This window comes from Lentzea sp. CC55 (genome assembly GCF_021056325.1).
Taxonomy (GTDB): Bacteria; Actinomycetota; Actinomycetes; order Mycobacteriales; family Pseudonocardiaceae; genus Lentzea; species Lentzea jiangxiensis.
In genome coordinates this window covers 80,558-105,224 of the sequence record NZ_JAJCXE010000022.1, presented here as the reverse complement: position 1 = coordinate 105,224, position 24,667 = coordinate 80,558, and the positions used below count along the sequence as shown (strand labels likewise).

At 71.0% G+C, this 24,667-nt stretch carries 26 protein-coding genes and 1 riboswitch; of the genes, 11 read left to right on the top strand and 15 right to left on the bottom strand.

Annotation, left to right across the window (positions count from 1 at the left end; translation table 11 throughout):
* Positions 1-43 precede the first annotated feature (43 nt).
* The 6 genes from L6E10_RS16285 to L6E10_RS16260 all read right to left on the bottom strand — a co-directional run bounded on the left by L6E10_RS16285 (position 44) and on the right by L6E10_RS16260 (position 4,342).
* Complete coding sequence (locus L6E10_RS16285; RefSeq protein ID WP_090099828.1) at positions 44-814, bottom strand: trypsin-like serine protease; 771 nt, start codon at positions 812-814, stop codon at positions 44-46.
* 132 nt (positions 815-946) lie between these two features.
* Positions 947-1,987: a class II fructose-bisphosphatase gene (gene glpX / locus L6E10_RS16280; protein ID WP_090099826.1), complete on the bottom strand. Its 1,041-nt coding sequence runs from the start codon at positions 1,985-1,987 to the stop codon at positions 947-949.
* Positions 1,988-2,054: 67 nt separating this feature from the next.
* Positions 2,055-2,270 (bottom strand): exodeoxyribonuclease VII small subunit, encoded by a 216-nt coding sequence (locus tag L6E10_RS16275; protein ID WP_090099824.1) that lies wholly within the window; start codon positions 2,268-2,270, stop codon positions 2,055-2,057.
* Positions 2,267-2,608, bottom strand: coding sequence for a sugar ABC transporter substrate-binding protein (locus L6E10_RS16270; protein ID WP_236220363.1), 342 nt, complete (start codon positions 2,606-2,608; stop codon positions 2,267-2,269). The genes L6E10_RS16275 and L6E10_RS16270 overlap by 4 nt, the downstream gene beginning before the upstream one ends.
* The gene (gene xseA, locus L6E10_RS16265) at positions 2,601-3,854 is read right to left on the bottom strand and encodes an exodeoxyribonuclease VII large subunit (RefSeq protein WP_374237077.1); all 1,254 of its coding nucleotides are present in this window, start codon (positions 3,852-3,854) and stop codon (positions 2,601-2,603) included. The genes L6E10_RS16270 and xseA overlap by 8 nt, the downstream gene beginning before the upstream one ends.
* On the bottom strand, positions 3,848-4,342 hold the full coding sequence (locus tag L6E10_RS16260; RefSeq protein WP_236220361.1) for a lipid droplet-associated protein: 495 nt from the start codon (positions 4,340-4,342) through the stop codon (positions 3,848-3,850). Before L6E10_RS16260 ends, xseA begins: the two co-directional genes overlap by 7 nt.
* A gap of 139 nt (positions 4,343-4,481) precedes the next feature.
* Between L6E10_RS16260 and L6E10_RS16255 the strand changes: the two genes are divergently transcribed.
* A complete protein-coding gene (locus L6E10_RS16255; protein ID WP_236220360.1) occupies positions 4,482-5,426 on the top strand; it encodes a 4-hydroxy-3-methylbut-2-enyl diphosphate reductase in 945 nt (314 codons plus the stop codon).
* A 60-nt stretch (positions 5,427-5,486) separates the two neighbouring features.
* Here L6E10_RS16255 and L6E10_RS16250 read toward each other — a convergent pair whose 3' ends face one another.
* Together L6E10_RS16250 and L6E10_RS16245 are read right to left on the bottom strand one after the other, a co-directional pair.
* Positions 5,487-6,218, bottom strand: coding sequence for a DUF6542 domain-containing protein (locus tag L6E10_RS16250; RefSeq protein WP_236220359.1), 732 nt, complete (start codon positions 6,216-6,218; stop codon positions 5,487-5,489).
* 89 nt (positions 6,219-6,307) lie between these two features.
* A complete protein-coding gene (locus L6E10_RS16245; protein ID WP_236220358.1) occupies positions 6,308-7,219 on the bottom strand; it encodes a DNA recombination protein RmuC in 912 nt (303 codons plus the stop codon).
* A 99-nt stretch (positions 7,220-7,318) separates the two neighbouring features.
* On the opposite strand from L6E10_RS16245, the gene L6E10_RS16240 reads away from it, so the two are divergent.
* Positions 7,319-8,458 (top strand): exonuclease SbcCD subunit D, encoded by a 1,140-nt coding sequence (locus L6E10_RS16240; RefSeq protein WP_236220357.1) that lies wholly within the window; start codon positions 7,319-7,321, stop codon positions 8,456-8,458.
* Positions 8,455-11,331 carry an AAA family ATPase gene (locus L6E10_RS16235; protein WP_236220356.1) on the top strand — a complete coding sequence of 959 codons (2,877 nt, stop codon included), beginning with the start codon at positions 8,455-8,457 and terminating at the stop codon, positions 11,329-11,331. Before L6E10_RS16240 ends, L6E10_RS16235 begins: the two co-directional genes overlap by 4 nt.
* 26 nt (positions 11,332-11,357) lie before the next feature.
* Here the strand turns inward: L6E10_RS16235 and L6E10_RS16230 are convergent, their stop codons facing one another.
* Positions 11,358-11,855, bottom strand: coding sequence for a methylated-DNA--[protein]-cysteine S-methyltransferase (locus L6E10_RS16230; RefSeq protein ID WP_236220355.1), 498 nt, complete (start codon positions 11,853-11,855; stop codon positions 11,358-11,360).
* Positions 11,852-13,138, bottom strand: coding sequence for a bifunctional transcriptional activator/DNA repair enzyme AdaA (locus L6E10_RS16225; RefSeq protein WP_236220354.1), 1,287 nt, complete (start codon positions 13,136-13,138; stop codon positions 11,852-11,854). The genes L6E10_RS16230 and L6E10_RS16225 overlap by 4 nt, the downstream gene beginning before the upstream one ends.
* An 80-nt stretch (positions 13,139-13,218) precedes the next feature.
* Here L6E10_RS16225 and ychF point away from each other — a divergent pair, with 80 nt between their 5' ends.
* Entirely contained in the window at positions 13,219-14,298 is a 1,080-nt protein-coding gene (gene ychF, locus L6E10_RS16220; RefSeq protein WP_236220353.1) for a redox-regulated ATPase YchF, read from the top strand.
* Between the two features lie 60 nt (positions 14,299-14,358).
* On the opposite strand, the gene L6E10_RS16215 is transcribed toward ychF, so the two are convergent.
* Positions 14,359-14,937 (bottom strand): Uma2 family endonuclease, encoded by a 579-nt coding sequence (locus L6E10_RS16215; RefSeq protein WP_236220352.1) that lies wholly within the window; start codon positions 14,935-14,937, stop codon positions 14,359-14,361.
* Between the two features lie 418 nt (positions 14,938-15,355).
* On the opposite strand from L6E10_RS16215, the gene L6E10_RS16210 reads away from it, so the two are divergent.
* Positions 15,356-15,511 (top strand): DUF6131 family protein, encoded by a 156-nt coding sequence (locus L6E10_RS16210; protein WP_090007203.1) that lies wholly within the window; start codon positions 15,356-15,358, stop codon positions 15,509-15,511.
* 296 nt (positions 15,512-15,807) lie between these two features.
* On the top strand, positions 15,808-17,022 hold the full coding sequence (locus tag L6E10_RS16205) for a mannosyltransferase (protein WP_236220351.1): 1,215 nt from the start codon (positions 15,808-15,810) through the stop codon (positions 17,020-17,022).
* A 15-nt stretch (positions 17,023-17,037) separates the two neighbouring features.
* Here L6E10_RS16205 and L6E10_RS16200 read toward each other — a convergent pair whose 3' ends face one another.
* Positions 17,038-17,331, bottom strand: coding sequence for a 4a-hydroxytetrahydrobiopterin dehydratase (locus L6E10_RS16200; RefSeq protein WP_236220350.1), 294 nt, complete (start codon positions 17,329-17,331; stop codon positions 17,038-17,040).
* A gap of 34 nt (positions 17,332-17,365) precedes the next feature.
* Positions 17,366-17,476, top strand: a riboswitch (TPP riboswitch).
* Between L6E10_RS16200 and L6E10_RS16195 the strand changes: the two genes are divergently transcribed.
* From L6E10_RS16195 to L6E10_RS40815, 5 genes are all read left to right on the top strand, one after another.
* A complete protein-coding gene (locus tag L6E10_RS16195) occupies positions 17,470-18,468 on the top strand; it encodes a thiamine ABC transporter substrate binding subunit (RefSeq protein ID WP_236220349.1) in 999 nt (332 codons plus the stop codon). (Overlaps the previous riboswitch by 7 nt.)
* Entirely contained in the window at positions 18,444-20,051 is a 1,608-nt protein-coding gene (locus L6E10_RS16190; protein WP_236220348.1) for an iron ABC transporter permease, read from the top strand. The genes L6E10_RS16195 and L6E10_RS16190 overlap by 25 nt, the downstream gene beginning before the upstream one ends.
* Entirely contained in the window at positions 20,051-21,001 is a 951-nt protein-coding gene (locus L6E10_RS16185) for an ABC transporter ATP-binding protein (protein WP_236220347.1), read from the top strand. The genes L6E10_RS16190 and L6E10_RS16185 overlap by 1 nt, the downstream gene beginning before the upstream one ends.
* Before the next feature lie 12 nt (positions 21,002-21,013).
* Positions 21,014-21,373, top strand: coding sequence for a hypothetical protein (locus L6E10_RS40820; RefSeq protein WP_308102801.1), 360 nt, complete (start codon positions 21,014-21,016; stop codon positions 21,371-21,373).
* Entirely contained in the window at positions 21,292-21,768 is a 477-nt protein-coding gene (locus L6E10_RS40815; RefSeq protein ID WP_308102800.1) for an SDR family oxidoreductase, read from the top strand. Before L6E10_RS40820 ends, L6E10_RS40815 begins: the two co-directional genes overlap by 82 nt.
* Here L6E10_RS40815 and L6E10_RS16175 read toward each other — a convergent pair.
* Genes L6E10_RS16175 through L6E10_RS16165 form a run of 3 tightly spaced genes read right to left on the bottom strand, consistent with a single transcriptional unit; the run spans position 21,765 to position 24,639 of the window.
* Positions 21,765-22,574 carry an ABC transporter permease gene (locus L6E10_RS16175; protein ID WP_236220346.1) on the bottom strand — a complete coding sequence of 270 codons (810 nt, stop codon included), beginning with the start codon at positions 22,572-22,574 and terminating at the stop codon, positions 21,765-21,767. The genes L6E10_RS40815 and L6E10_RS16175 overlap by 4 nt on opposite strands.
* Positions 22,571-23,575, bottom strand: coding sequence for an ABC transporter ATP-binding protein (locus L6E10_RS16170; protein ID WP_236220345.1), 1,005 nt, complete (start codon positions 23,573-23,575; stop codon positions 22,571-22,573). The genes L6E10_RS16175 and L6E10_RS16170 overlap by 4 nt, the downstream gene beginning before the upstream one ends.
* Positions 23,572-24,639, bottom strand: a complete 1,068-nt coding sequence (locus L6E10_RS16165) for a hypothetical protein (protein WP_236220344.1) — start codon at positions 24,637-24,639, stop codon at positions 23,572-23,574. Before L6E10_RS16165 ends, L6E10_RS16170 begins: the two co-directional genes overlap by 4 nt.
* Positions 24,640-24,667: the final 28 nt, after the last annotated feature.

Here is a 24,667-nt window from a genome sequence, read left to right as displayed (position 1 = left end):
CCTTCCACGGTGGGGAGACGGGCCTCGGAACGTGCTTGCCGACTCAGACGGTGCCGGCGTACTGGCTGATCCACGAGCGGAAGTACGGGACGTCCACGTAGATCGACGGAGCGGTCGCGCAGGTCGCGCCACCACCGGAGCGGCTGGTCGCGCCGATGAGCTCCCAGCGGCCGTTCACGGACTTCACCTGCGGGCCACCCGAGTCGCCGTAGCAGGCGCCCTTGTTGCCACCGGTGTTGTTGGTGCAGATCTCCGAAGCACCGCTGATGCCGGCGCAACGGCTGTCCGTCACGATCGACGTGTTGAGCTCCTGCAGCGTGATCGGAGCGCCACCGCAGCCGCGGGTCGGGCAGGTCTGGCCCCAGCCGATGATGCGGGTGGCGGTGCCGACCGCGCCGGACGAGGCCGCCACCGGGGCGGGCGCCTGGCTGACCGAGGTGTTGAGCTGCACCAGCGCCAGGTCGGCCGACGGGTGGTTGATGATCCGCGACGCACCGGTCGTGGTGCCGCCGCTGGTGCGGTTGGTCGTGCCGATCCGGGTGCGGATCGACGCCGCCGTCGAGCCCTGGACGCAGTGCTTCGCCGTCACGACCCAGTTCGCCTTGATCAGCGTGCCGCCGCAGAAGTGGCTGCCGGAGGTGCTCTGCAGGGAGACCATCCAGGAGTAGACCTGCGTGGCGTTGGTGCCGCCGACGATCATCGGCGAGACCTCGCCGTCAGCGGTGGGAGCCGGAGCCGCGGTGGCCGCGGTGACCGAGGCGAGCAGGGCGCCCGCGGCCACGACGACTGCGGAGAACAACGAACGTGCCCTCATCGTTGAGTGTCCTTTCCTGAACCCGGCGCAGGGTTGCCGGGGTCAGAACGGAAACTAGGGACGAAGGTCACGCCGTCACTAGGGTCACTCGGAGGGTGACGGTCCGTTGACGATTCACATTTTCACAGCCGTTCAGGGCAGCGGCTGCTGCACGTCCTCGGGCAGGTCGAAGTCCACCGAGGCGTATTCCCGCAGCTTGTGCAGGCTGTGGAAGCCGTCGATCATGCGCACGGTGCCGGACTTGGAGCGCATGACGATCGACTGGGTCGTGCAGCCGCCAGCCCGGTAGTGCACGCCGCGCAGGAGGTCTCCGTCCGTCACGCCGGTGGCGCAGAAGAAGACGTTGTCACCGCTCACGAGATCGTTCGTGGTGAGCACGCGGGACAGGTCGTGGCCCGCGCCGATCGCCTTCTCGCGCTCCTCGTCGTCCTTCGGCCACAGCCGGCCCTGGATGGCCCCGCCCACGCACTTGAGGGCCGCCGCGGCGATGATGCCCTCGGGCGTGCCGCCGATGCCCACGAGCATGTCCACGCCCGACGTGGGGCGTGCCGCGGAGATCGCGCCCGCCACGTCGCCGTCGGAGATGAAGTGGATGCGCGCGCCGGCCTGGCGGACCTCCTGCACGATCTTCTCGTGCCGCGGCCGGTCGAGGATGCACACGTTCACGTCCGAGACGTCGCTGTGCTTGGCCTTCGCGACGCGGCGGATGTTCTCCGCGAGCGGCGCGGTGATGTCGATGACGTCGGCCGCCTCCGGGCCCACCGCGAGCTTCTCCATGTAGAACACGGCGGACGGGTCGAACATCGCGCCGCGCTCGGCCACCGCCAGCACCGCCAGGGCGTTGGGCATGCCCTTGGACATCAGCGTGGTGCCGTCGATCGGGTCGACCGCGACGTCGCACTCCGGGCCCTCGCCGTTGCCGACCTCTTCACCGTTGAACAGCATGGGCGCCTCGTCCTTCTCGCCCTCGCCGATCACCACGACGCCCCTCATCGAGACGGTGTGGATGAGCTTGCGCATCGCGTCGACCGCGGCGCCGTCTCCGCCGTTCTTGTCGCCTCGTCCCACCCACCGGCCCGCGGCCATCGCCGCCGCCTCGGTGACGCGCACGAGCTCCAATGCCAGGTTCCGGTCGGGGGCTTCGCGACGTCGTTCCGCGGGGGTGTTCACCATTGCGCGCCTCCATGCGACTACTCAGCGTGCCGGATTTTGTGATCGGCAACTGAATCCTTGCACGGGATCACGCGTCGGAAACGTCCTCCTCGACCACGGCGAGAGCTGCATCGATTCGCTCGCGCGCACCGGCGAGATGCTGCTCACACGTCTTGGCGAGCGCCTCGCCGCGTTCCCACAGCGCGAGCGAGTCCTCCAGCGACAGGCCACCGGCCTCCAACTTGCGGACCACCTCGACCAACTCGTCGCGGGCGGCTTCGTAACCCAGGGTCTCCGAACTCACGCGGACTGGCTCCTCAAACGGCTCAGCACGGTCGCGACGGCCAGGTCGTAGCCGACCAGCGCCTCCGCGAACTCCTCGCCGTCACCCTCTCGCACCGCCTCGTCGATCAGCGCCTCGGCCTCCGCGACACGCCGGTACTGCACGGTGCCGGCCGTCGCCTCGCTCAGGTCGTGCAGCGTGAGGATCAGCGTGCGGCGGCTCTTGGTGTCGCAGTCGCCCACCATGTCCGTCCAGCACTCCGCCGCGGCGCGGTTCGCCGCCTCCGCCTTCGTCCGCAGGCCGGAGCCGCAGGAACCGGCCGCCTCCATGGTGAGGGGCAGGAACACGGCATCACGCATCATCGGTACCTCCCCCTTCCGAGTCGGCTTCCGAGCGGGAGACCACCGCCCGCACTGCCCCGTCAACGACGCGCACCCGCAGTTGTGTTCCGCTCGGCGCGTCCGTCACAGACCTCAGCACGCCGTCGGGCCCGTCGGGTGTGACCAGTTGCACAACGGCATATCCGCGGGCCAGCGTGGCGGCTGGTCCGAGGGTCGTCAAGCGGGCTTTGGTCCCCGAGAGGTGGACGTCCTCCCGGTCGAGCCGTTGCGTCACCGCGCGGCGGCCCTGGTCGCGAAAGCGCTTCACCTCCTCGGACCGGCGCTCCAGCGGACCGTACGGGTCCGAAAGCACTGGTCGCGAGCGCAACGAGTCGAGCAGCCCGCGCTCCCGGTCGACCCACCCGTGCAGCGCGCGCCGGCCGCGATCGCGCATCTGGCGGACGCGTTCACCCTCTTCGGCGACATCCGGAACCACCCGTTTGCCCGCGTCGGTCGGCGTCGAACAGCGCACGTCGGCGACGTGGTCGAGCAGCGGCGTGTCCGGCTCGTGCCCGATCGCGGACAGCACCGGCGTGCGGCACTGGGAGACAGCGCGGCACAGCGCCTCGTCGGAGAACGGCAGCAGGTCCTCCACGCTGCCGCCGCCGCGGGCGATGATGATCACGTCGCACTCGGGGTCGCGTTCCAAAGTGGACAGCGCCGTCATCACCTGCGTGACGGCGGTCGGCCCCTGCACGGCCACGTTGATGACGCGGAAGTGCGCGCCGGGCCACCGGTTCCGCGCGTTCGTGAGCACGTCCCGCTCGGCCGCGGACGCCCGCCCGGTGATGAGACCGATCTTGGCCGGCAGGAACGGCGGCCGGCGCTTGCGGCGCGGGTCGAACAGGCCCTCGGCGTGCAGCAGCTTGCGCAGGCGCTCGATGCGCGCCAGCAGCTCGCCGACGCCGACCGCGCGGATGTCGTCCGCCCGCAACGACAGCGTCCCCCGGTTCGGGTAGAAGCTGATCTTGCCGTGGACGATCACGCGGCTGCCCTCGGTGAGCTGCAGCTCGCGGATCATCCCGGCGTTGCAGGTGATCGACATGGACATGTCCACGCTCGGGTCGCGCAGCGTCAGGAACGCCGTGGAGCTGCGCGCGTTGAGCTGCGTGACCTGCCCCTCGACCCAGACGTCGCCGAGCCGGTTGATCCAGTCGAGCAGCTTGCGGGCCACCGTCCGCACCGGCCACGGGTTCTCCGGCGTGGATTTCGCGTCGGTCACGATTGCGCTTTGACCGTCGCGATCCGGCGGTTGAGCATGCCGATGAACTCAGGCCGGGCCTCGTGGGCCTTCTCGTAGCGCAGCAGCTCCTCGAGCTGCGCCGCACCCAGGTTGCGCAGGCGGGCGCGCAGCTGGGCGATCGACAGGTCGTCGTAGGCCGGCAGGAACCGCGGCACCTCGGCGATCGCGCGCTCTTCCTCCTCCCACGGGTCGTCCGCGAGAGGTTCCTGAGAAGTCGTGACGGGCGTCTCGTCCTCGTCGAAGGTCGCCCACTCCGGCTCTTCCTCGGCGGGCCTGAGTCCGGAGAGGACGTCGTCGCCCTTGATGGCGAGTTCGGTCACATGCTGCTGCACGCGCATCGACAGCTGCATCGCCTCGCTGACCACCGTCAACGGGAGTCCGGCGAGCTGCTGGGGCAGCTTGCGGGCCTGTTCGAGGGCGGTCGCGGCGAGGCCGGCGGCGACGCGGACACCCAGCGGCAGTGGCTTCATGCGTCTAGCCTGCCGCAACCTCGTCTGAAATGCCTAGGCATCGTCCCGCGGGCCACGTTCGCGACAGCCGCTCGCACGTGACTCTCGTCGAACAGGCTCGCAGGACGGTGCCCGGGCCCGGCCTGGGTACCCTGGTGGCATGCCCAAGCGAGTCCTGTTGGCGAAGCCGCGTGGTTACTGCGCGGGCGTTGATCGTGCCGTCGAGACGGTCGAGCTCGCCCTCGAGAAGTACGGCGCACCTGTCTACGTGCGCAAGGAGATCGTCCACAACAAGTACGTCGTGGAGACGCTGTCCGACCGCGGTGCCATCTTCGTCAACGAGACGGACGAGGTTCCCGAGGGCGCACTCGTGGTGTTCTCGGCTCACGGCGTGTCGCCCGCCGTGCACGAGGAAGCGGCGCAGCGGTCGTTGCGCACGATCGACGCGACGTGCCCGCTCGTGACGAAGGTCCACAAGGAAGCGGTGCGGTTCGCCAAGGAGGACTACGACATCCTCCTGATCGGCCACGAGGGCCACGAGGAGGTCGAGGGCACCGCCGGTGAGGCGCCGGACCACGTCCAGCTCGTCGACACCGCCGAGGACGCCGCGAACGTCCAGGTGCGCGACCCGAACAAGGTGATCTGGCTGTCGCAGACGACGCTCTCGGTCGACGAGACCATGGTGCGCGTCCGCCAGCTCAAGGACCGCTTCCCCGAGCTGCAGGACCCGCCCTCGGACGACATCTGCTACGCCACCTCGAACCGCCAGACCGCGGTGAAGACGATGGCGCCGTCGTGCGACCTGGTGCTCGTCGTGGGCTCCAAGAACTCGTCCAACTCCGTCCGGCTGGTCGAGGTCGCGCTGCAGCACGGTGCCAAGGCCTCGTACCTCATCGACTACGCCAAGGAGGTCGACCCGGCGTGGCTCGAGGGCGTCGAGACCGTCGGCGTCACGTCCGGCGCGTCGGTGCCCGACCTGCTGGTGATGGAACTGCTGAAGTACCTGGAGTCGCAGGGCTACGGCGAGGTGGAGGAGATCACGACGGCGAACGAGAAGATCGCCTTCTCGCTGCCGCGCGAGCTCCGCAAGGACTTGGTCCGCTAGAGCTGACGCGAAAGGGTCGCCACCGGTGCCGGTGGCGACCCTTTCGGTGTTCCGGGCTTCTCAGCGGTCGTCGCGCGGCGGGCGGGGCCTGCGCTGGCCTGCCGGGCGCTCGCCGCGGGCGCCGTCCGGACGCGGGCGGCGGGCGGGTGCGCCCTCGGGACGCGGACGGCGTGCAGGGGTCCCCTCGGCTCGTTCGGCGCGATCCGCGGACTGGCGGGGGCGGCGCGGGCGGTCCTCGTCGGCTTCCTCGCGCGGCTTGCGGGCGGGCTTGGACCTGTCCTTGATCTCCGCCTTGGCCTCGCGCACCTCGTCCTTCGTCGGCCGGTTCGGGTTCTTCTGCAGGATGATCCGCAGGATGCCCAGGCCGACGGTGACGGCGGTGGTGATCGCCATGACCGGGAAGCTGTCGATGAGCGGCCGGCCGAGGCCGAGCGCCATCGCGGACAGACCGCCCTTGGCCACGCCGCCGGTGAGCAGCACGAGCGTGGGCACGGTGGCGGCGAGGACCAGCGGTGGCTGCACCATCGGCCCGAACAGGCTGCGGCGCTGCACCAGCACGATCCCGGCGAGGGCGCCGGCGAAGAACACGACGATGAACGTCCAGCCGACCGTCTTGCTGGAGCTGATGTCGATGAACGCGCCGATGAACGCCGGGACGAGGGCGCACAGGATGGCCGCCCACCACGGGATTCCCCTGAACTCGCCGAAGAGGGCACGGTAGTTCCACGGAACCGCGTCGTGGTCTTCGACGTCGTCATCGAAGGCCGATGACCGCTCGCGCAACTCACTCACGACGCACACGGTAGCCGTTCGGCCATTCGGTGTTCGTCAGTCCGCAGCTTTCTCACTCAGAAGCAACCCGCGGGCACACCGCGTGCGTTTCAAGCGGACTGCTCGTCCGCCCTCCGGACGAGGGGGAGGGGCGTCGGAGTGGCGGAGGCGTCCGTCAGCGGCTCCACGCTCGCCCGGAAACCCTCCAGGGCGTCGAGCTCCCTGCGCCTCGCCGAGAGGAACCGCTGCAGGTGGGTGGTGGAGAGGTTGACGGCCTCGATGGCGGTGTCGGCGGCGCGGTTCGCCCGGCCCGCCTGCAGCCTGACCTGCTCGACGTCGTCGGCGAGGGCGCGTTCGGTGACCGCGAACATCGCCGAGGACGCGATCACGGCGAACCCGGTCGGGCCGCACAGGAAGACGCGGCGGTCGAGCAGCCAGCGCAGCAGTTCCGGATCGGTGTCCAGCGCGGCGACGACGGCGCCGTCGTTGGGGACGAACATGATCGTGCCGTAGATGGCGTCGGCCCAGCGCTGGTAGCCCTTGCCGGCCAGTTCGGCGGCACGCGAACGGATGTTGCGGACGTGCACGCGCAGCGCGTCCTGGCGTTCCTGCGGGTCGTCCGTCTCGACCGCTTCCGCCCAGGTGGCCATGGACATCTTCGAGTCGACCGGGACCTGACGGCCGCCGCCGACGTTCAGGACCATGTCCGGACGGACCGCTCCACCGCCTGCCACGTCCGTCTGCAGCGTGTAGTGGAGGTTTTCCCTCAGCCCCAGTGCGCGCGCTGTCTCGACGAGCACCTGCTCGCCCAGTTCGCCGCGTCCCGAAACGCTGGAGAACGCCACCTCGTAGCGCTGGAGGGCCACTTGCTGGGCGTCGTAGCGCGCGCGTTCGGCCGCGATGGCCTGGAGCGCCTCGTCGGCGCGCCGGACGCTGTCCTGGTACAGGCGGTGGACGAACACCAGTGCCCCGGCGCAGACGAGCGCCAGGACGAGGGAGGCGGTGATGATCACGGCGGTCACGGCACCGATGATGCTCCCCCACGGACGCTGAACTCGATCGGGTGACACGCCGGGAACCCTCCCGGAGTTTTGTCGGACCCCGTCTCTACGGTTGGGGCCATGCGGATCCTGCACACCTCCGACTGGCACGTGGGGCGGACCTTCCACGGCCGCGACCTGCTCGTCGAGCAGGAGTCGGTGCTGAGCGGCCTCGCTGACCTGGTGTCCTCCGAGAAGGTCGACGTCGTGGTCATCTCCGGCGACCTGTACGACCGGGCGGTGCCGTCGGCGGACGCGGTGGCGTTGTGCGCGCGGGTGCTCATGCGGATCAGGGCGGCCGGGGCGCGGATCGTGATCACGCCGGGCAACCACGACTCGGCGGCGCGGATCGGGGTGTTCGGGGAGTTCGCCGCGGCGGGAGGGCTGCACCTGCGCACGCAGATCTCGTTGCTGGACAAGCCCGTCGAGCTGGCGGACGAGCACGGGCCGGTCGCCGTGTACGGCATCCCGTTCCTGGAGCCGGAACCGGCGCGGCACGCGCTCGGCGTGGCGGACAAGGGCCACGCGCCCGTGCTGGCGGAGGCGATGCGGCGGATCCGCGCCGACCTGGCATCGCGCGGGGCGCGGTCCGTCGTGCTGGCCCACGCCTTCGTGACGGGCGGGGCGCCGTCGGAGTCGGAGCGCACCATCGCGGTGGGGGGTGTGCAGGACGTGTCGATGCAGGTGTTCTCCGGCGTCGACTACGTGGCTCTGGGGCACCTGCACGGGCCGCAGACGCTCGCGGACAACCTGCGGTACTCGGGCAGCCCGCTGGCGTACTCGTTCTCCGAGGCGCGGCACCGCAAGTCGGTGTGGCTGGTCGAGCTGGACGAGGGCGGGCTCGTCGGCGTCGAGCGGCGCGACCTGCCGGTGCCGAGGCGACTGGCGACGGTGACCGGTACGTTGGCCGGCGTGCTGGAGGCCCCGGAGCACAAGCCGCTGGAAGACCACTTCCTGTCCGTGGTGCTGACGGACCGGGTGCGGCCGATGGACGCCCTGCGGCAGCTGCAGAAGCGGTTCGAGCACGCGGTGCACGTGGAGTGGCGGCCGGAGCAGGGCCCGCAGCACGACATGACCTACGCGGAGCGGGTGCGCGGCCGTTCCGACGAGGAGGTGGCCTGCTGCTTCGTGTCCGACGCCCGCGGGTCGGAGCCTTCCGCGGCCGAGATGGCGTTGTTGCGCGAGGCGTTCGCGTCGGTGGCGAGGGAGCAGGAGCGATGAGACTGCACCGCCTGGAGCTGACGGCGTTCGGTCCCTACCCGAAACCGGAGGCCGTCGACTTCGACGAGCTGGGTGCGGACGGGTTGTTCCTGCTGCACGGCGACACGGGCGCCGGCAAGACGACGTTGCTCGACGCGGTGGCGTTCGCGCTGTTCGGCAAGGTTCCCGGCGCGCGGGGCGACGTGAAGAAGCTCCGGTGCGAGTACGCCGATCCCGAGGTGCCGACCGAGGTGTCGCTGGAGCTCACCGTGCAGTCGCGGCGGTTCCGGATCGTGCGCTCGCCGGAGTTCGACCGGCCGAAGAAGCGCGGCGGCGGCTTCACCACGCAGCCCGCGAAGTGCTCGCTGACGTGGCTCGCGGGCTGGGACGGCGAGGGCATCACCCGCATCGACGACGTGGCGCGCGCGGTCGAGGACATGCTGGGCATGTCGTACGAGCAGTTCTTCCAGGTCGTGCTGCTGCCGCAGGGGGAGTTCGCGAAGTTCCTCCGGTCGGACACGGCCGAGCGCGAGGTGCTGCTGGAGAAGCTCTTCGGCACCGAGCGGTTCCTGGACGTGGAGAAGTGGTTCCGCGACAGGCGGCTCGCGGCCGGCCGGGTGCTGGAGGAACGTCGTCAGGGCGCTGCCAGGCTGGTGCACCGCGTCGCCGAGGCCGCGTCCGAGGAGCCCTCCGACGAGCCCGGCTGGCTGGAAGCGGTGCTGGACCGGCTCCGCCTCGCGGTGGAGCGGGCGGAGGCGCTGGCGGAGGAGACGGCGGGCGTGGCCGACGGCGCGGACGCGATGCTGGCGCACGCCCGCGTGCAGGCCGACCAGCTGCGCCGGGTGCGGGAGGCCCGCGAGCTGCTCGCCCGTGTCGAGGCGGCCGATTCGGCGTCGTGGTTCGCCGAACGCGATGCCGCCCGGCGTGCGATCCCCGTCGTGCCGGCGCACGCCGAGATCGCGAAGCTCGAGCGGTCCCACGAGTTCGCCGTCCGCGACGAGAGCCGGGCCGCGGAGGCGTTGGCGCGCCTGGGGTACGAGGGTTCGGCGTTGCGGGAGGACGCCGAGCGCTACCGCGAGGAGGCCGGTGGCTTGGGCGAGCTGGCGGCCGAGGCGGAACGCCAGCAGGCGGACGTGCGCAGGCTGTCGGCGTTGAAGAACTCCTCCTACCAGGTGGAACGCCGGCTGCTGGCCCTGAACGCCGAGCTGGAGGTGCTCCCCGAGCGCCTGGCGCAGTGCCGCGCCCAGCTCGACGCCGCGGTCGAGGCGTCGGGGCGGCTCGACTCGCTGAAGGCCCGTGCCGACGCGGCCGAGGCGCTGCCGGGGGCGACGCGGGCGCTGGAGCGCACCAGGAGCGAGCTGCACCAGGCGATCGACGTCCACCAGAAGGCCAAGGACGTCCTGCAGCAGGTCCGCCACCAGCGGCTGGAGAACATGGCCATCGAGCTCGCCGCGGCCCTCAAGCGCGGCAGGCCCTGCGCCGTCTGCGGTTCCCCGAGCCACCCCGCGCCCGCCCAGCCGATGCTGGGCGGCGTCGGCGCGACGGACGAGGAGGTGGCCGCGCGCGAGGAGCAGGCCGCCCTGGAGCGCCGCCACGAGGCCGAACGGGCGGCCCACGCCGCCGAGCTGCGCATCCAGGCCTGCTGGGAGGCCCTGGGCTCCGAGGAGCCGGCCGCCGCGCTGGCCGAGTACCGCGCGGCGCTGGAGCTGGCGCGCACCCGGTCGCAGCGCCAGACGGAGTTCGTCGGCCTCGAGGCCAAGACCCGCGACCTCGGAGCGGAGAAGGGCCAGGTCGAGCAGGACCTGGTCGGCCTGCGCACGGAGCACACGTCGCTCGTCGCGGTCGTCGCGGCACGAGGCGCCCGCCTGGACAAGGCCCGCGGCGAGCACGAGGACGTCCTGACCCGCCGCGACCACCTGCTGCGCCTCGCGAAGGCCCTGGTGGAGCTGGACGAGCGCCGCAACGCCCGTGCCGCCGCCCTGGCCCGCGTGCGGGAGCAGCAGGCGTCGGTCGCCGCGCTGGCCACCGAGGCGGGCTTCGCCGACGTGGACGCCGCCCTGGCCGCCCACCGCCCGGCGGCCGAGCTGCAGGCGCTGGACGAGCGCATCGCGACCTGGGAACGCGCCCGCGCCTCCGCCCTCGCGACGCTGGAGGAGCTCGCCGAGGTCGACCCCGACGAGGAGGTCGACCTGGCCGGGGTGACGGCCCAGGCCTCCTCCGCCCGTGCCGCCGCCTCCTCCGCGGCGACGGGCCTGGCCCGTGCCCGAGCGGCCCTGGAGCGCGTGGGCGAGCTGGCCGCGCGCCTGCGCGCCGAGCGGAAGTCGCTGGAACCGCTGGAGGCCTCGTACGCCGAGCTGGACGCGTTGACGGACGTGATCAACGGCCGCGGCCAGAACTCGAAGAAGATGACCCTGCGGTCGTACGTGCTGGCGGCGCGGCTGGAGGAGGTCGCCGTGGCGGCCTCGGCCCGGCTGCACCGCATGAGCCAGGGCCGCTACAGCTTCGTGCACTCCGACTCGGCCGGAGCGCGCGGCACCCGCGGCGGCCTGAGCCTCGACGTGCTGGACGACTACTCGGGCCGGTCACGTCCCGCCAAGACGCTGTCCGGCGGCGAGTCGTTCCTGGCGTCGTTGTCGCTGGCCCTGGGCCTGGCGGACGTGGTGGCGAACGAGACGGGCGGCGCGCTGCTCGACACGTTGTTCGTCGACGAGGGCTTCGGCACGCTCGACTCCGACACGCTGGACATCGTGATGAACACGCTCGACGAGCTGCGCGCGGGCGGCCGGGTGGTCGGGCTGGTGTCGCACGTGGAGGAGCTGCGGCAGCGCATCCCGACGCGCCTGCGGGTGCGCAAGGCGCGCACCGGATCGACGCTCGAGATGTCGCTGGGCTGACCCGGCTCGGAGCCCGGCCCCGCCGGTCAGCGCTCGTGGGCGAGCAGCCAGCGCTTCACGTCGAGACCCCAGCGGAAGCCGCCGAGGTTGCCGCCGATCCGGATGACGCGGTGGCACGGCACGAACAGCGCCACCGAGTTGCGCGCGCACGCCGAGGCCGCGGCGCGGATGGCGGCGGGACGGCCGGACAGCTCCGCGTACTCGGAGTAGGTGACCGGTTCGCCCGCCTTGACGGTGCGCAGGACGTCCCAGGCGTGCTGCAGGAACGGGCCGGACTTCTGGCGGACCTCGACGGTGTCGATCGCGGTGAGGTCGCCCTCGTGGTAGGCGACGACGGCCTTGGTGACGTCGCCGAGGTCGGGGCGCGGGGTGATCTCGGACGGCATCAGGGTCGCGTGGATCTGAGGCGTCAGCAGGGAGATGTCGGCGGTCCAGCCGCTCGCGAGCACGGCCCCGTCCGGCGTGACGACCGCGGTGAACGGCCCCGTCGGGGTGTCCACAGTGGACGCGTGTGCGACGCTCATGGTGTTGCTGCCTTCCTCGTCAGGTGTGCTCCGGCGTAGGAGCGCCACGGCCGCCACTCGGGGCCGTGGGAAGTCAGGTCGCGCAGGGACTTCGGGAGCACCAGCACGTCCGGTGCGCCGAGCACGCGCATGGCCACCTCGTCGGCGACTTCGGCGCCGACCAGTGGTGTCAGTTCTCCGGTCAGGTCCTCCGGCGAGCGGCCCACGTCGACGACGAGTCTGCCGGTCGCGAGCGCCTCGGTGACGGGGTGGTCCCCGGCCGAGTACAGGTGGGTCAGCGCGCCGTCCGGGACGCGCAACGGCACGCCCTCGAACGGCGCGACGAGCCGCAGCAGCGTCTCGGCGCCGTCGACGCTGCCCGCGACCCGGATGCCCGGCGTCTCGCGGACCAGCGGGCCGATGACCGGGTCGGAGCCGAGGAACGTGTCCACGGCGACCGGGTCGGCGTCGAGGTCCAGCAGGCGGCGCACGCGGGCCACCGCCGTGCCCAGGTCGCGCACGTCGGCGAGGCGCAGTGAGCACAGGACGTGGCCGGTGGGGAACGTCAGGCGGACCGTCGCCTCGCCGTGGGGCAGCGAGAGCGTCCGCGCGTAGGAGTCGGCGGTCACCTCCTCCACACCGGGCAGCGCGTGCGCCCGGAAGTGGGCGAGGAGGCCGGCGGCGTCGAACGGCGGCCGGTACGGCAGGCGCAGCACGATCCGGCCGGGGGTGCCGGCCGGGGCCTTGCCGCGGCCGCGCATCTCCGACGGGGTCGAGGCGAACACCATGCGGATCGTGTCGTTGAACTGGCGCACCGACGCGAAGCCCGCCGCGAACGCGATGTCGGCGAACGAGAGTTCGGTCGTCTCGATCAGCAACCGCGCCGCGTGGGCGCGGTGGGCCCTGGCCAGCGCCAGCGGACCGGCCCCCAGTTCGGCTGTCAGCACGCGGGTGAGGTGGCGTTCCGAGTAGCCGAGCTTCGCCGCGAGCCCGGAGACGCCGTCGCGTTCGACGATGCCGTCGCTGATCAGGCGCATCGCCCGGCCCGCGAGGTCCGCCCGCAGGTTCCACTCCGGCGAGCCGGGGGTGGCGTCCGGCAGGCACCGCCGGCAGGCGCGGAAGCCCGCCGACTGCGCGGCCGCCGCCGTCAGGAAGAACCGGCTGTTGCGGCGCTTCGGGGTCACCGCGGGGCACGAGGGCCGGCAGTAGATGCCGGTCGTGCGCACCGCGTGGATGAAGCACCCGTCGAAACGGGCGTCACGTGCGGAGCACACCCGGTACGCGTGTTCTTCGTCGATGACCATGCCACCGATCCTGCCAGCGGGAACGGGCAACGGCTCGCGGGAATCGGACACGACCGTCGCCTGCCGTAGACTCGTCGCTCGTGAGTTTGACCCTCGGTATCGTCGGCCTGCCCAACGTCGGCAAGTCCACCCTGTTCAATGCGCTGACGCGCAACGACGTGCTCGCCGCGAACTACCCGTTCGCGACCATCGAGCCGAACGTGGGCGTCGTGCCGCTGCCGGACGCGCGCCTGACCAAGCTCGCGGAGATCTTCGGCTCCGAGCGCGAGGTGCCCGCCGTCGTGTCGTTCGTCGACATCGCGGGCATCGTGAAGGGCGCGTCGGAGGGCGAGGGCCTCGGCAACAAGTTCCTCGCGAACATCCGCGAAGCGAACGCCATCTGCCAGGTGATCCGCGTCTTCGACGACCCGGACGTCGTGCACGTCGACGGCCGCGTCGACCCGTCGAGCGACATCGAGACGATCAACACCGAGCTGATCCTCGCCGACCTCCAGACCCTCGAGAAGGCCATCCCGAGGATCGAGAAGGAGGCGCGGATGCAGAAGGACCGCCGCGCCGCCCTGGAGAACGCGAAGAAGGCCAAGGACATCCTCGACTCGGGCCGCACGCTGTTCTCCGCCCAGTCCGAAGTGGACGGCGAACTGCTGCGCGAGCTCTCCCTGCTCACCACCAAGCCGTTCCTCTACGTCTTCAACGCCGACGAGGGCGTCCTGACCGACGAGGCCCGTCGGAAGGAGCTGCGCGAGCTCGTCGCCCCGGCCGACGCGGTGTTCCTCGACGCCAAGGTCGAGTCGGAGCTGCTGGAGCTCGACGAGTCGGAAGCCCTGGAGCTGCTGGAGTCGATCGGCCAGTCCGAGCCGGGCCTGCACGCCCTCGCCCGCGCCGGCTTCCACACCCTCGGCCTGCAGACCTACCTCACCGCGGGCCCGAAGGAGGCACGCGCCTGGACGATCCCGCAGGGCGCCACCGCCCCGCAGGCCGCCGGCGTGATCCACACGGACTTCGAGAAGGGCTTCATCAAGGCCGAGGTCGTGTCGTTCGACGACCTGGTCGCCTCGGGCTCGAAGGCCGAGGCGAAGGCGGCGGGCAAGGTCCGCATGGAGGGCAAGGACTACGTCATGGCCGACGGCGACGTGGTCGAGTTCCGCTTCAACGTCTGACGGACGCTCGCGAAAGGCACCTTCCGCGCGGAAGGTGCCTTTCGCGCATCCGCGCCGTTCTCAACGCTTGGCGGGGAACAGGCCGTCCAGGTCGATGGTGATCGGGAACGGCACCGTCACCGTGAGCTTCCCGCGGCAGAGGCCTGTCGGGACGTAAGCCCTGGTCGGCTCGTCCAACTCGTACACGTGCGCGACGGTCTGACCGGCCTCGTCCTCGACGAGCCAGTAGTGCCGAACGCCCGCCTCCGCGTACTTGCGCAGCTTGACCGTGGTGTCCCGGTGCTCGGACTCCGGTGAGACCACCTCCACCACGAGTGTGACGTCCTCAGGGGCGAACCATGTGCGGTCGCGCTCCAACGACGCCGTGGTCACCAGGAGATCCGGCTCCGGACGGTTGCGCCGGTCGAGCTTGATGGTCATTTCGCACTCGACCTCGTAGCCGTCCGGAGCCTGGTTCATCAGCTCCAGGGTGAGCCCGGTGACGACACGACCGTGCCATGACCGCTGCGGTGAGACCGTGAAAACGAGAGCTCCGTCGATCAGCTCGGTGTGCCGGGGCGCTTCCGGCAGCCGGTCCAGGTCCTCCGCGAACCACCCTTCCGCGCGGGGAGGGCGCATCCAGTCAGGCAGAGCGGTCATGGCTCAAAATAGCGGCTGGTCAGCACACCCGGCCAGGTGAGCCCGCCGCGTGCGCCCACAACGATCAACGCTCCTGAACTCCTACCGCGTGAGCGAGGGCTACCGGAACTTCGGCGTCCTCGAGCCGGCGGCTCGACACCTCACCCAGGCCGAAGCGCTGCGACTGGAGCCTGCCACGCATCACCTCAACCACCAGCGCCACCTGGAATCAGTCGCTCCAAGTGCACGCGTGAATGCGGTGAGCGACAATCGGTTGTGAAGGCGCAGCTGACGTCGAAGCCTTCACCGCCGAAGCTTTCCGGGACGGCAGTTGAAGGAGTGCGCGCCCGGTTTGTATCGGCGACGAATTTTTGATGGAAGGTTTGTACCGACCTCCGTGGGGTAGCCAGAGTTCAGGTTTCCCCACCTGGAGGTTGCAATGATCGTCCTCGGTCTGATTCTGCTCGTCGTCGGATGGCTGGCCGGTATCAGCATCCTGACGACGCTGGGCGTGGTGCTGCTGGTCATCGGCGCGATCCTGGCCGTCCTCGGCGCGGTCGGCAAGCCGATCGGTGGGCGCGCGCACTACTTCTAAAAGCCGCTCCACCCCTCGGAAGCGGTGAACGAAGAAGGGGGATCCTCCACTGTGGAGGATCCCCCTTCTTCACGTCTCACAACGTTCACGCGTCATGCCCCACAACGTTCACACGTTGTTCTTGGTTCGTGCGGCGGCGGCGAACACGCCGAACGCGACCCCCAGCATGGCCAGAGCGGCGACAGCGGCAACTACAAGATCAACTGACATGGTCGGAAAAACTCCCTTTTGCGATCTCTCCCGTGCCTTATGACGCCGGGGTACCCCAGAACGTTGCCTCGGGTAACGTTTTCGGCGTGAAACTCCGTGCTGTGGAAGCGCGTGTGCTCTCCGTAGCACCGTGGCTGCTCGCGTTGTCCGTCGCCGGGCACCTGTTCATGGTCGCTTTCCAGGCGAAGATGACCATGATCGACCTGCTCGTCTACCGCAACGGGTCGCCGCACCTGTTCTCCGGCGACCTCTACGAGTGGCGGCTCGACCAGTACGCGGACGTGTTCCCGCTGCCGTTCACCTACCCGCCGTTCGCGGCCGCGATCTTCACGCCTATGAGCTGGGTGCCGTGGGAGGCGTCGCGCTGGCTCTGGCAGCTGATCTGCCTGGGGTGCCTGTACTTCATCGTGCGCACCAGCCTGAAGCTGCTCCGGCTGCCGGACCCGCGCCGCGCCATGATGTGGACCGCGCTGACGCTGTGGATCGAGCCGGTCCGCACCACGCTCAACTACGGCCAGATCAACCTGGTGCTGGTCGCGATCCTGATCGGCACGCTCGCCAGCGCGCGGAACTGGGTCGGCGGCGCCGGCGTCGGGTTCGCCGCGGGCATCAAGCTCACGCCCGCGATCTCCGGGCTGTACTTCCTCGTCCAGCGCCGGTGGATGGCCGCTGTGTGGTCGTTCGTCGCTTTTGTGGTGGTGTACGGGATCGGGTGGGCCATCTCACCGTCCCAGTCGGACAAGTTCTGGTTCCAGCTGCTCGGTGACGCGAGCCGGGTCGGCCCGGTCGGCAGCGCGATCAACCAGTCGCTGCGCGGAGCGCTCAGCCGCACGGTCGGCTACGACGTCAAGACGGGACCGATCTACATCGTCGCCGTGCTCGTCGCGGCCGCTCTGACGTGGTTCGCGGTCAGCAGGACCAGGGACGCGCTGGCGTTGATCGTGAGCGTGCAGATGCTCGGCCTGCTCGTCTCGCCGATCTCGTGGAGCCACCACTGGGTGTGGATGGTGCCCGCCCTGCTGTGGCTGATCCACGAGGGCGGGCACGTGCTGTGCAAGATCACCGCCGGCCTGTGGGTGCTGCTGACCGGCGGTTACCTGATCTCGTTCCTGCTGCTGGCCCAGCCGAACATCTGGGACTTCCCGCGGCCGTGGATCTTCGTGGCGCTCGGCTGGGGCTATCCGGCCGCGGGCGTGCTCACGCTGGTCGCGATCGGGCTGGCGGCGCGGCGCGAGCGCGGCGAGCCGCGTCCCGGTGGCGAGGAAGCCGCCGACGGCGAACCCAGCAGGGTCGCCGGCTGACGCCTCCCGGCCGGGTCAGCCCAGGGCGTCCAGGACCCCGTCGATCTCCTCGGCGAGGGACACGTCCAGTGCGGTGATTCCTCCCTTGTAGTGCGTGCTCAGGCGGAATGTCAGCGCCTTGTACCGGATGTCGATGTCCGGGTGGTGGTTGTCGTTCTCGGCGATCTCCGCGACCCGGTTCACGACCATGATCGCCTGGGAGAAGCTCGGCAGCTCCACGGTCTTCACCAGTGCCGCGTCCTGGGGGCACCAGCCGGGGAGTTTGGGGAGCAGGTCGTCCAACTGATCGTCGCTCAACAGCTCGGCCATGTCCTGATCGTCCCACCACGTCACGTAAGCTGCGCGTTTACCACGGGAGTCCGGTGAAGCGCCGGGCTGAGAGGAGGGCTCGCAAGCCCTCGACCGTCCACCTGATCCGGGTCATACCGGCGTAGGGAGAGGTTTGACGTGAGAAGGATTTTTGCTGTTTGCGCTGCTCTGGTGCTGGCCGGGTGCTCGGCCGGTACCTCGACCGCACCGCAGTCGCGCGAGGTCACGCTGGTGACCCACGACTCGTTCGCGGTCAAGCAGGAGGTCCTGGACGAGTTCCAGAGGTCCTCGGGCATCACCGTGAAGCAGCTCGCGAGCGGCGACGCGGGCGAGCTGACGAACAAGCTGGTGCTCACCAAGGCGAACCCGATCGGCGACGTGGCGTTCGGCGTCGACTCGACCTTCGCCTCGCGCGCTCTGAGCGAGGGCGTCTTCGCCGAGTACGCCTCGCCGGAGGCCGCGAAGGGCGCCCAGCGGTACAAGGCCGACGACTCGAACCGCCTGCAGGCCGTCGACGTCGGTGACGTGTGCCTCAACATCGACCCGGCCGGGCTCGGCGGGGTCGAGCCGAAGTCGTACGAGGACCTGGTCGACCCGAAGTTCAAGGACAAGCTGGTCGTCGAGAACCCGGCCACGTCCTCGCCCGGTCTCGCCTTCCTGCTCGGCACGATCGCGAAGTTCGGCGAGAACGGCTGGCAGGAGTACTGGACCAAGCTCAAGGCCAACGGCGTCAAGGTCGTGAGCGGCTGGGAAGAGGCCTACAACCAGGAGTTCTCCGCCACCAAGGGCGACCGGCCGATCGTCGTGTCGTACGCGTCGTCGCCGTCGGCCGAGGGCGGCAAGACCAAGGCCGTGCTCGACACCTGCTACCGCCAGGTCGAGTACGCCGGCGTGCTGTCCGGCGCCAAGAACCCCGAGGACGCGAAGAAGGTCCTCGACTTCCTGCTGGGTGAGCAGTTCCAGGCCCAGGTGGCCGAGCAGATGTACGTCTACCCCTCGCGCGAGGGCGTCGCGCTGCCCGAGTCGTGGGCCAAGGACGCCCCGCTGCCGTCTTCGTCGCAGTCGTTGCCCGCCGAGAAGGTCAAGGACAACCGCGAAGCGTGGGTCGAGCAGTGGCGCAAGCTCGTGCAGGGCTGAGCTCGCGCACGGGGTGGTCGGCGGCGGCGCTGCTGCCGCTGGCCTTCCTGGGACTGTTCTTCGCGTGGCCCGTGCTGGCGATCGTGTCGCTCGGGCTGCGTGAGGGCGGTGTCCTGGAGGCGGTCTTCGAGGGCGGCACCTGGGAGCTCGTCGGCTTCACCCTCGGGCAGGCCCTGGCGTCGACGGTCGTGGCGGTCGTCGCCGGGATGCCGCTCGCGTTCGTGCTGGCCCGGTGCCGGATCCGCGGGCTCGGGCTGGTGCGTGCCGCCGTGATGGTGCCGTTCGTGCTGCCGACCGTGGTGGTGGGCCTGGCCTTCCGGACGTTCTGGCCGGACGGCGGCGTGCTGCCGATCGTGCTGGCGAACGCCTTCTTCAACGTCGCCGTGGTCGCGCGGACCGTCGGCGGGCTGTGGGCGCACACCGATCGGCGGGCCGAGGACGCGGCACGGGCGCTGGGGGCGTCACGCCCGCGGGCGTTCCTGTCGGTGGTGCTGCCGGCGCTCGCGCCCGCGATCGGCTCGGCCGCGGCGGTCGTGTTCCTGTTCTGCGCCACGAGTTTCGGCGTCGTGCTGGTGCTCGGCGGCTCGCGGTACCGGACGCTGGAGACCGAGATCTACCTGCGGACGGTGGAGCTGTTCGACCTGTCCGGGGCGGCCGCCCTGTCGCTGCTGCAGTTCGCCGCCGTGCTGGCGGTGCTCGTGCTGGGCGCGCTCGCCCGGCGCCGGCGGGAGACCGCTCTGGCGTTGCGCGGCAGGGAGGAGCTGGCCCGGCGGCCCGCCGGCGGTGAGTGGTACGTCGTCGGCGCCGCGTTCGCCGTGGTGGTCGCGCTGCTGACGCCGGTCGTCGGCCTGGTGACCCGGTCGCTGTCCACCCGGGACGGCTGGAGCCTCGCCGGGTACGTGGCGCTGAACACCCGCGGCGACCGGGGCACGCTGGCGGTGACCGGAGTCGACGCCGCGGTGAACTCGCTGCGGACGGCCTTCGACGCCACGCTCGTGGCACTGGTCGTCGGGGTGTTCTCGGCCGTGGTGCTGGTCGGGCTGCGGCGGTCCGGTGCGCGTTCCGCCGAGGTGCTCGACACGGCGCTGATGCTGCCGCTCGGGGTGTCCGCGGTGACGGTCGGCTTCGGCTACCTGATCACCATGGACGCGCTGCCCGGCGACTTCCGCACCTCGCCGATGCTGGTGCCGCTGGCACAGGCGCTGGTGGTGACGCCGCTGGTCGTGCGAATGGTGCTGCCGGTGCTGCGGGCCGTCGACGAACGGCTGCGGCAGGCGGCGGCGACGCTGGGGGCCTCGCCCGCCGGGGTGTGGCGCGAGGTCGACCTGCCGCTGGTCGGCCGGTCCCTGGTGGCGGCGGCCGGGTTCGGGTACGTGGTGGCGCTGGGGGAGTTCGGGGCGACGAGCTTCCTGGCCCGGCCGGACGCGCCGACGTTGCCGGTGGTGATCGCACGGCTGATGTCGCGGCCGGGGGAGTTGAACAGCCAGATGGCCTACGCGGCGTGCGCGCTGCTGATGGTCGTGACGGTCGGGTGCGTGCTGCTGATCGAGCGGCTGCGCGTGCCGAGCAGCGGGGAGTTCTGATGGCGCTGGAGCTGGACTCGATCACCGTCCGGTACGGACCGACGACGGCGGTGTCGGACGTGTCGCTCTCCGTGCGGGACGGCGAGGTCGTGGCGCTGCTCGGGCCGTCGGGGTGCGGGAAGTCGACGCTGCTGCGCACGGTCGCGGGGCTGGAGAAGCCCTCGTCCGGTGCCGTGCGGTGGGACGGCGCGGACCTGGCCGGCGTCCCGGTGCACCGGCGCGAGTTCGGGCTGGTGTTCCAGGACGGGCAGCTGTTCCCGCACCGCACGGTCGCCGGGAACGTGGCGTTCGGCCTGCGGATGAGGAAGGTCGAGCGCGAGGCGCGGGACAAGCGCGTGCTGTCGCTGCTCGAGCTCGTCGGCCTCGAGGGCTACGCCGATCGCCGGGTCACGCAGCTGTCCGGCGGGGAGCAGCAACGGGTGGCGCTGGCACGCGCGCTGGCGCCGTCACCGCGGTTGCTGCTGCTGGACGAGCCGCTGTCGGCGCTGGACCGGGCGTTGCGCGAGCAGCTCGCGGTCGACCTGGCGCGGCTGCTGCGGGAGGCGGCCACGACGGCGCTGGTCGTGACGCACGACCACGACGAGGCGTTCACGCTGGCCGACCGGGTGGCGATCATGTCGCGCGGCCGGATCGTCCAGGTCGGCCCGCCCGCCGAGGTGTGGTCGTCGCCGGTGGACGTCGAGACCGCGAAGTTCCTGGGCTGCAGCAGGTTCGTGCCCGGTTCGTTCGTCGGCCTGGACGTCGAACGGGTCGGGTTGCGCGCCACGGCGCTGCGGGTCGACTCCGACGGTCTGCTGGAGGGCACGGTGCTGGAGCGGGTGCACCGGCGCGACCACGTGCGGTTGCTCGTGGAGATCGGCGGCGAGGAGTACGAGGCCGTGGGACCGGTGTCGGTCGGGGACCGCGTGCGGCTCGCAATCGACTTGGACGGCGTCGCGCGCGTCGGGTAGGCATGCAGTCCTATGGGACTTCTCGAGGGACGAGTAGCGCTGGTCACCGGCGTGAGCAGGCGGCAGGGCATCGGCTACGCGATCGCGTCCCGGCTGCGCGGACTGGGCGCCGAGGTGTTCGTGCAGCACCACGTCCCGCACGACGCGGCGCAGCCGTGGGGCGCGGACTCCGTGGACGAGGTGCTGGCCGGCATCGGCGCTCAGGGGCTGGGCGTGGACCTGGCCGACCCCGCGGGGCCGGAACGGCTGGTGGCCGCGGCCGTCGAGGCGTTCGGCGCGTCGACGTGCTGGTGTGCAACCACGCGCGGTCCGGCGGCGACGGGTCGCTGGCCGAGGTGGACGCCGAGATGCTCGACGGGCACCACGCGGTGAACACGCGCTCGTCGATCCTGCTGGCGCAAGCGTTTGCCCGCAGGTGGGAGGGGCGTGAGGGCGGCCGGGTCGTGTTCCTGACGTCCGGGCAGAACCTCGGGCCGATGCCCGGCGAGGTCGCCTACGCGGCGTCGAAGGGCGCCCTCGCGGCGATCGTGGCGACGCTGTCGCACGAACTGGCGGACCGCGGCATCACCGTCAACGCCGTGAACCCCGGCCCGACCGACACCGGGTGGGCCGGACCGGAGCTCACGGACTTCGTGAACGAGCGGATGCCCTTGAAGCGCTGGGGTCAGCCGGACGACGCCGCCCGGCTGATCTCCTGGCTCTGCACCGCCGACGCCGCCTGGATCACCGGTCAGGTGATCAACAGCGAGGGCGGGTTCCGGCGCTAGTTGTCCTTCGTGATGAGGCGCATGGCGGCCAGGCCCGTGCCGATCAGCAGGTAGCAGCCCGCGAGCAGGGTGCTGTCCCGGATCTGGTCGAGCGGGACCGGGTCGCGCATCACGTCGATCAGGCCGGGGAAGCCCGTCGTGATCAGGAACGGGTGCAGCCAGTCCAGCGACGAGAACTGCCCCAGCACCTGGAACACGATGATCGTCGTCATGGTCGCCGCCTGCACCACCAGCGGGTGCTCGGTGGTGGCCGAGACGGCGAGGGCGACGGCGCCGATCGACACCATCTGGAACGTCACGAGGACGACGAACAACGCGATGCGCAGCAGGCCCTCGCCGGTGTCCAGCGTGGTGCCCGACAGCGTCATCATGCCGTCCGTGCCGAGGAACGCCGTGCCCGCGATGATGCCGACGACGGCCATCAGCGTGACGGCGAACAACGACATCGCGGCGAGCCCGAACAGCTTCACGAACAGCAGCCGCACGCGGGACACCGGCGCGACCAGCAGGCCGCGCAACGTGCCGTGTTGTGCCTCGCCCGCCAGGCCGTCCGCCGCCCAGATCGACGCCACCAGCGGCAGCAGCAGGTTGAGCGACAGGAACAACGTGAAGATCGGCACGACCATGCCGTTGCCCTGCAGGATGGCGCCGAGCCCGGGAGGCCCGCCGCCGCCCTCGTCCTCGCCGGCGGTCCAGATGCCGAAGCTGATGATGATCGGCACCAGCACCAGGCCGAACAGGCCGATGAGCGTGCGGGGCCTGCGCAGCATCCAGCGCACCTCGGAACCGAACTGACGCGTGATCATCGCGAGCCCCCGTCCAGCGTGTCCACGGCGGACATCCCGCGCTCGGCCTCCTCGGCCTCGGTGAGCCGCGCGAACAGCTCTTCGAGACCGGTCTTCCAGCGCGTGGCCTCGAAGACCCTGGCACCGCCCTGGACGAGCGTCTCGATCACCTGCGGCGCGCTCGTGCCGGCGAGCTCGACCCGCAGCCCGTCGCCCAGCGGCCGCGCGGAGATCTTGGCCTGGCGCAACGCGCTCAGCGCCTTCTCGACGTCCGGTGTGATCACCTGCAGGGCGGATCCCCCCGCCTGCAGCAGCTCGGTCAGCTCGCCCTGCGCCACCACGGTGCCGCGGTGCAGCACGGCGACGTGCGTGCAGGTGGCCTCGACCTCGCTCAGCAGGTGGCTGGAGACGAGGACGGTGCTGCCCGCCGCGTGGAGCTCCGCGATGATCTTGCGGATCTCCCGCGTGCCGGCCGGGTCGAGGCCGTTGGTCGGCTCGTCGAGCACGACGAGCTTGCGCGGCACGAGCAGCGCCCCGGCCAGGCCGAGACGCTGCTTCATGCCGAGCGAGTACCCCCGGTACCTGCGGTGGGCCGCCTGGGCGAGCCCGACGCGGTCGAGCGCTTCCTCCACCGCCTGCTTGATCTGCTTCTTGGGCAGCAGCGGCTCGAACGCGGCACACCTGACGAGGTTCTCCCGCCCGCTGAGGAACGGGTGGAACCCCGGACCCTCGACCAGCGCGCCGACGTGCGGCAGCACCTGCTCGGCGCCGTCGGGAAGACGCCGGCCGAGCAGTTCGATCTCCCCCTGCGTGGGGCGGACCAACCCGAGCAGCATCCGGATCGTGGTCGTCTTGCCGGACCCGTTGGGTCCGAGCATGCCGAGCACGGCTCCCTGCGGCAGCTCGAGGTCGACGCGGTCCACGGCGACCGTGCTCCCGTACTCCTTGCGCAGACCCCTGGTCCGCGCGGCGACAGCGGTGGTGGACGGCGCTGTCACCGGCGCGCTGGTCGAGGTGGTCACTTCACCTGTCCGATCGTGTCGAACAGCACCTGCTCGGGAACGGCACCCGCGGCAACGCGGCCGTCGTCCGCGATCAGGATCGTGGCGACCTTCGTGGTGAAGACCTTGCCGCTGCCCCAGGACCCGCTCACCTTCTTGGTGAACCGGTCGACGAGGCCCTGCGCCTCCGCCGGGACCTGCGCCATGGCCTCGGCCGGGATCCTCGCCCCGACCACCGTGTCCCAGCCCGTGCCGAAGACCTGCGGGTTCTCACCCTGCAGCGCCTGCTCGAGGCCGAGCTCCGGCGAGCGGTCCCGGTCGCGCTCCTTGGCCTCCGGCGTCGTGACCTCCGCCTGCGCCGGCGGCGTGAACTCGAACAGCTTCGGGTCCTGCGGGCCGACGTTGATCTCGCTGAAGCCGATCATGCCGGCGGGCTCGCTCGTGCCGTTGGTCAGCACGGCGACGCGCAGCGGCATCTTGAGCTCGGAGTCGACGGCGATCCGCACCTCGCGGATCAGCGTCTTCTCGCTGGCCTTGGGGGTCAGCACGAGCTCGTAGGCGGCACGGTTCGCGACCCGCGCGGTGCCGTCGACGCTGATGTCGCTGAACTCCTTGGTCAGGCCGACGACCTGCTTGGCCGCCTCGGCCGGGTTGGCCGCGTCGGCCTTCGCGTCCGGCTTGCGCTCGTCCGCCCCGCGCTCGGCCTTCGTGACCTCGTTGTCGGCGGAGTTCCAAGACCAGGTGGTCTTGCCGTCGTGGACGACGGTCTGCTCGGACTGGCCGTTCGGCAGTGCGGCGCGGAACCTGCCGTTGCCGTCGGTCCAGATCCGCGCGCTGTGCTTGCCGTCGGCGAGCTGCGGGATCTCCGCGATCGACGGCAGGCCGAGCTTGTTGTCGACCTGCACGGTGCCGCCGAACGCGCCGGGCTCGCTCGTCAGCACCTGCTCGACGAGCGACTCCGCGGACACGTCCGGGAGCGTGGGTGGCTGGCCTGCGCCTGCGGGCATGGCGAGCAGGCCGAGGCCTGCCGCACCGGCGACCACTCCGGCCGCTGCCGCGGCCAGGGTCACCTTTCGGTTGTTCATCTGGTCCCCTCCTCCAAGGGCTTGTGAC

Coding starts and splice junctions, on each gene's coding strand:
- L6E10_RS16225 (WP_236220354.1), bottom strand. CDS start 13,138: ATGGTCATCGACGAAGAACACGCGTACCGGGTGTGCTCCGCACGTGAC.
- L6E10_RS16255 (WP_236220360.1), top strand. CDS start 4,482: ATGCCCAAGCGAGTCCTGTTGGCGAAGCCGCGTGGTTACTGCGCGGGC.
- L6E10_RS16175 (WP_236220346.1), bottom strand. CDS start 22,574: ATGATCACGCGTCAGTTCGGTTCCGAGGTGCGCTGGATGCTGCGCAGG.
- L6E10_RS16185 (WP_236220347.1), top strand. CDS start 20,051: ATGGCGCTGGAGCTGGACTCGATCACCGTCCGGTACGGACCGACGACG.
- L6E10_RS16240 (WP_236220357.1), top strand. CDS start 7,319: ATGCGGATCCTGCACACCTCCGACTGGCACGTGGGGCGGACCTTCCAC.
- L6E10_RS16165 (WP_236220344.1), bottom strand. CDS start 24,639: ATGAACAACCGAAAGGTGACCCTGGCCGCGGCAGCGGCCGGAGTGGTC.
- L6E10_RS16215 (WP_236220352.1), bottom strand. CDS start 14,937: ATGACCGCTCTGCCTGACTGGATGCGCCCTCCCCGCGCGGAAGGGTGG.
- glpX (WP_090099826.1), bottom strand. CDS start 1,987: ATGGTGAACACCCCCGCGGAACGACGTCGCGAAGCCCCCGACCGGAAC.
- L6E10_RS16200 (WP_236220350.1), bottom strand. CDS start 17,331: ATGGCCGAGCTGTTGAGCGACGATCAGTTGGACGACCTGCTCCCCAAA.
- L6E10_RS16285 (WP_090099828.1), bottom strand. CDS start 814: ATGAGGGCACGTTCGTTGTTCTCCGCAGTCGTCGTGGCCGCGGGCGCC.
- L6E10_RS16235 (WP_236220356.1), top strand. CDS start 8,455: ATGAGACTGCACCGCCTGGAGCTGACGGCGTTCGGTCCCTACCCGAAA.
- L6E10_RS16230 (WP_236220355.1), bottom strand. CDS start 11,855: ATGAGCGTCGCACACGCGTCCACTGTGGACACCCCGACGGGGCCGTTC.
- L6E10_RS16210 (WP_090007203.1), top strand. CDS start 15,356: ATGATCGTCCTCGGTCTGATTCTGCTCGTCGTCGGATGGCTGGCCGGT.
- L6E10_RS40820 (WP_308102801.1), top strand. CDS start 21,014: ATGGGACTTCTCGAGGGACGAGTAGCGCTGGTCACCGGCGTGAGCAGG.
- L6E10_RS16260 (WP_236220361.1), bottom strand. CDS start 4,342: ATGAAGCCACTGCCGCTGGGTGTCCGCGTCGCCGCCGGCCTCGCCGCG.
- L6E10_RS16270 (WP_236220363.1), bottom strand. CDS start 2,608: ATGCGTGATGCCGTGTTCCTGCCCCTCACCATGGAGGCGGCCGGTTCC.